5 protein-coding genes are annotated in these 4,936 nt (G+C 69.1%); 3 read left to right on the forward strand and 2 right to left on the reverse strand.

All coding sequences use genetic code 11. The annotated features are described in order from the left end of the window. Positions 1-50: 50 nt before the first annotated feature. Both ACFWMZ_RS28040 and ACFWMZ_RS28045 read right to left on the reverse strand, forming a co-directional pair. On the reverse strand, positions 51-614 hold the full coding sequence (locus tag ACFWMZ_RS28040; RefSeq protein WP_383204970.1) for a hypothetical protein: 564 nt from the start codon (positions 612-614) through the stop codon (positions 51-53). 92 nt (positions 615-706) lie between these two features. Further along, positions 707-946, reverse strand: a complete 240-nt coding sequence (locus ACFWMZ_RS28045) for a hypothetical protein (RefSeq protein WP_383184186.1) — start codon at positions 944-946, stop codon at positions 707-709. A 215-nt stretch (positions 947-1,161) separates the two neighbouring features. Between ACFWMZ_RS28045 and thyX the strand changes: the two genes are divergently transcribed. The 3 genes from thyX to ACFWMZ_RS28060 all read left to right on the forward strand — a co-directional run bounded on the left by thyX (position 1,162) and on the right by ACFWMZ_RS28060 (position 4,860). Further along, positions 1,162-1,902, forward strand: coding sequence for an FAD-dependent thymidylate synthase (gene thyX, locus ACFWMZ_RS28050; RefSeq protein WP_383184188.1), 741 nt, complete (start codon positions 1,162-1,164; stop codon positions 1,900-1,902). 245 nt (positions 1,903-2,147) lie between these two features. Next, positions 2,148-3,071 carry a 4-hydroxy-tetrahydrodipicolinate synthase gene (dapA, locus tag ACFWMZ_RS28055; protein ID WP_383184190.1) on the forward strand — a complete coding sequence of 308 codons (924 nt, stop codon included), beginning with the start codon at positions 2,148-2,150 and terminating at the stop codon, positions 3,069-3,071. A 103-nt stretch (positions 3,072-3,174) separates the two neighbouring features. Continuing rightward, entirely contained in the window at positions 3,175-4,860 is a 1,686-nt protein-coding gene (locus ACFWMZ_RS28060) for a ribonuclease J (RefSeq protein WP_383204973.1), read from the forward strand. Positions 4,861-4,936 lie beyond the last annotated feature (76 nt).

Here is a 4,936-nt window from a genome sequence, read left to right on the forward strand (position 1 = left end):
ACGAAAGGCCCCGGAGGACGATCCTCCGGGGCCCTTTCGCGTGCGCGTGCTCAGCCGCGTACGGCGGGCGCGTACTCGTACGCCCAGACCTCGACGGAGTCGGCGGCGCGGTCGAACGCCTCCGCACGCGAGAGGAAGTCGGCGTTGTGGTCGGTGAGCAGGACGGCCGGCTCGGCGGCGCCCTCCCGGACGACGATCTCCAGCGCCTGCCCCTGCACCGTACGGGGCAGCGACAGCCACTTCACGGGGCGCTGCACGGTGCGTACCGCCTGCACCCGCTGCCAGGGGTTCGTCCGGGTGACGAAGAAACCGACGTGGCGCAGGCCGGTGGCGTTGACCCAGACGCCCATGCGCAGCAGGCGCAGGGCCGAGGCGACGACCGCGAGCCCCAGGGCGCCGGTCACCCCCGCCCCGGACAGGGCGCCGGCCACCGCGATGATCACGGCGCTGACCAGGACGAACGATGCCAGCAGCAGCAGTATCGCGGCCGCCCCGACACGCCAGGGGCCCGGGCGGTACGGCCGCCGCCACTGGTCCCGGTCGTCGAACGGGAGCGGTGCGTCGTCCGCGGCCTCGTCGAATGCACGGTCGGCCGTCAGGAAGGCAAGGGGCACGGCTGGTCCTCACTCAAGCACACTCGGGGGTGGTGCCCGGTGAGGCTACCGAGAGTGCCGGGCCCCGACCACTCCAGGGTCCCCGGGTCGGCTCACCGACCCTCGGATGCCTCGGACTTCTGGTGCTGCACGGGCGCCTGCTCGGGGGAGAGGGCGGGCATACCGATCAGCAGCGCACCCACCAGTCCGGCGACCACGGTCAGCCCCATCAGGGTGCTGCCCATCCGCTGGCCCACGGAGGCGCGCTCCCTGGGCGGTGGGGTGACATTGCTGCGGAACTTCTCAGCCTCGGCGATGAAGGCGAACGGAACGGGCTCTCGCCGACGGAACATTTAGGGCGCTTCTCCTCGGAGATCGTGGACGGTCATGGCGCTGCGGGACGTGAGACACGTCTCTGTCAGGAAAGACGATCGGCGGCCCGGATCGGTGCCCCATATCGCCGAATTCGCTGAAGATTGTCGGCGGAGGACTCCGAACGGCCGATTGTCGGTGCCAGGACGTAGAGTGGGCGCCGCCCGAGCGACGCCCCCCATGGAAGGACCCGCAGGTGAGCGACACCCCTGCTCCAGACCTCAAGCCCAGTTTTCGCAGCGACGTCACGGTGGAACTGGTCAAGCACAGCGCAAGCGACACGGACGTGCTGTGGGCCGCCCGCGTCTCCACCGCCGGTGAGCAGTCCCTGGACGAGCTGAGCAAGGACCCGGAGCGTTCCCGGGGTCTCATCAACTATCTGATGCGGGACCGCCACGGCAGCCCCTTCGAGCACAACTCGATGACGTTCTTCATCAGTGCTCCCATCTTCGTCTTCCGCGAGTTCATGCGGCACCGCGTGGGCTGGTCGTACAACGAGGAGTCCGGTCGCTACCGCGAGCTCCAGCCTGTCTTCTACGTCCCCGACGCCGACCGCAAACTCGTTCAGCAGGGCCGGCCCGGAAAGTACGAGTTCGTCGACGGCACCGAGGAGCAGCGCGAGCTGACCGGCCGCGCCATGGAGAGCTCCTACGTCCAGGCGTACGAGGCGTACCAGGAGATGCTGGCGGGCGGTGTGGCCCGCGAGGTGGCCCGCGCCGTGCTGCCGGTCGGTCTGTACTCCTCGATGTACGCGACGTGCAACGCCCGCTCCCTCATGCACTTCCTCGGCCTGCGCACCCAGCACGAGCTGGCCACGGTCCCCTCCTTCCCGCAGCGCGAGATCGAGATGGTCGGCCAGCAGATGGAGGCCCACTGGGCCGAACTGATGCCGCTGACGTACGCCGCCTTCAACAAGAACGGCCGCGTCGCCCCCTGAGGTGCCGGGCGAGGCTGGGGGCACACCCGTACGACCAGCCATCCGAAGTGTCCGTATTGCAGCATTTCGGGAAGTTCATCTAGCCTGATGAAACGGGCCCGGTACTGCTTGAACCCCCGAGCAGGCAGTGCCGGGCCCTTCTGTCTCCCCTTGCGCCGTTCGTCCCTCTCCGGAGGCGCGCCGACGACCCTCGTCACGTCGCCCTGAGGGGGACCACGCGCCGTGTAGCGAGTAGCGTGTTACCCATGGCTCCGACCTCCACTCCGCAGACCCCCTTCGGGAGGGTCCTCACCGCCATGGTCACGCCCCTGACGGCGGACGGCGCGCTCGACATCGACGGCGCCCAGCGCCTCGCCACCCACCTGGTGGACGCCGGCAACGACGGACTGGTCCTCAACGGCACCACCGGCGAGTCCCCGACCACCAGCGACGCGGAGAAAACCGAGCTGATCCGAGCCGTGCTCGACGCGGTCGGCGAGCGGGCGCACATCGTCGCCGGAGTCGGCACCAACGACACTCGCCACAGCATCGAACTGGCCCGCGCCGCGGAGGCGGCCGGAGCCCACGGCCTGCTGACGGTCACGCCGTACTACAACAAGCCCCCGCAGGAGGGCCTGTACCGCCACTTCACGGCGATCGCGGACTCCACCGGCCTGCCGGTCATGGTCTACGACATCCCGGGCCGCAGCGGCGTCCCGATCAACACGGAGACCCTGGTCAGGCTGGCCGAGCACCCGCGCATCGTGGCCAACAAGGACGCCAAGGGCGACCTGGGCCGCGCCAGCTGGGCCATCGCCCGTTCGGACCTCGCCTGGTACTCCGGCGACGACATGCTGAACCTCCCCCTCCTGTCGGTGGGCGCGGTCGGTTTCGTCTCGGTCGTCGGCCACCTGGTCACCCCCGAGCTGCGCGCCCTGCTCGAAGCGCACCTGAGCGGCGACGTCCAGAAGGCCACCGAGATCCACCAGCGGCTGCTCCCCGTCTTCACGGGGATGTTCCGCACCCAGGGCGTCATCACCACCAAGGCCGCCCTCGACCGGCTGGGGCTGCCCGGCGGGCCGCTGCGCCTGCCGCTGGTCGAGCTGTCGGCGGAGGAGACTGTGCAGCTCACGATCGATCTCGCCGCGGGCGGGGTACAGCTGCAGTCCTCAGACTTCACAACTGCATAAGCAGGACCGGTACGCCGGAGCACCACCACACAACTTCACCACCACGAACGACACCTGCGCCACGTGCCGCCCGGTACGTGGCGCGGGTGGTAGGGAGAATCTTTTGAGTCATCCGCACCCTGAACTCGGCCCCCCGCCGAAGCTGCCCAAGGGCGGCCTGCGCGTCACACCGCTCGGCGGTCTCGGCGAGATCGGCCGCAACATGACGGTCTTCGAGTACGACGGCCGGCTCCTGATCGTCGACTGCGGCGTCCTCTTCCCCGAGGAGGAGCAGCCCGGCATCGACCTGATCCTGCCCGACTTCTCGTCGATCAGGAACCGCCTCGACGACATCGAGGGCATCGTCCTCACGCACGGCCACGAGGACCACATCGGCGCCGTGCCGTACCTGCTCCGCGAGAAGCCGGACATCCCGCTGATCGGCTCGAAGCTCACGCTCGCGCTGATCGAGGCGAAGCTCCAGGAGCACCGCATCCGGCCGTACACGCTGGAGGTCGCCGAGGACCACCGCGAGCGCATCGGTCCCTTCGACTGCCAGTTCATCGCGGTCAACCACTCCATCCCGGACGCCCTGGCCGTCGCCATCCGCACCCCCGCGGGCATGGTGGTGCACACCGGCGACTTCAAGATGGACCAGCTCCCGATGGACCGGCGCCTCACGGACCTGCCGACCTTCGCGAAGCTCGGCGAGGAGGGCATCGACCTCCTGCTGACGGACTCCACCAACGCCGAGGTTCCCGGCTTCGTGCCGCCCGAGCGCGACATCTCCAACGTCCTGCGCACGGTCTTCGCCAACGCCAACAAGCGGATCATCGTGGCGAGCTTCGCCAGCCACGTCCACCGCATCCAGCAGATCCTGGACGCCGCCCACGAGTACGGCCGCCGGGTCGCCTTCGTCGGCCGCTCGATGGTCCGCAACATGGGCATCGCCCGCGACCTCGGCTACCTGAAGGTGCCGCCGGGGCTCGTCGTCGACGTCAAGACCCTCGACGACCTGCCGGACGACGAAGTCGTGCTCGTCTGCACCGGCTCCCAGGGCGAGCCGATGGCGGCGCTCTCCCGGATGGCCAACCGCGACCACCAGATCCGCATCGTCCAGGGCGACACGGTGATCCTGGCCTCCTCGCTGATCCCGGGCAACGAGAACGCGGTCTACCGCGTGATCAACGGCCTGACCCGCTGGGGCGCCAACGTCATCCACAAGGGCAACGCCAAGGTCCACGTCTCCGGGCACGCCTCGGCCGGTGAGTTGCTGTACTTCTACAACATCTGCAAGCCGAAGAACCTGATGCCGGTGCACGGCGAATGGCGCCACCTGCGCGCCAACGCCGAGTTGGGCGTCCTCACCGGCGTCCCGCCGCAGAACATCGTCATCGCCGAGGACGGCGTCGTCGTGGACCTGGTCGGCGGCCGCGCCAAGATCGTCGGCAAGGTCCAGGCCGGTTACGTCTACGTGGACGGGCTCTCCGTCGGCGACGTCACCGAGACCTCGCTCAAGGACCGCCGGATCCTCGGCGACGAGGGCATCATCTCGGTCTTCGTGGTGGTGGATTCCAGCTCCGGCAAGATCACCGGCGGCCCGTACATCCAGGCCCGCGGTTCGGGTATCGACGACGCCCGCTTCTCCGACGTCGTCCCCCGTGTCCAGGAGGTCCTGGAGAAGTCGGCACAGGACGGCGTGGTCGAGCCGCATCAGCTCCAGCAGCTGGTGCGCCGCACGCTCGGCAAGTGGGTCTCCGACCACTACCGCCGGCGCCCGATGATCCTCCCGGTCGTCGTGGAGGTCTGAGCACTCTGACCCCATGTCAGGGGTGCCCGGACGGGCACACGTACGGAGCGGGGCTCCCCGATTTGCATCGGGGAGC

Source organism: Streptomyces sp. NPDC058373, assembly GCF_042723275.1.
Classification (GTDB): Bacteria; Actinomycetota; Actinomycetes; order Streptomycetales; family Streptomycetaceae; genus Streptomyces.

What these genes read in the sequence shown, in the direction of transcription:
- ACFWMZ_RS28045 (WP_383184186.1), bottom strand. Translation starts at nt 946, where the DNA reads ATGTTCCGTCGGCGAGAGCCCGTTCCGTTCGCCTTCATCGCCGAGGCT.
- dapA (WP_383184190.1), top strand. Translation starts at nt 2,148, where the DNA reads ATGGCTCCGACCTCCACTCCGCAGACCCCCTTCGGGAGGGTCCTCACC.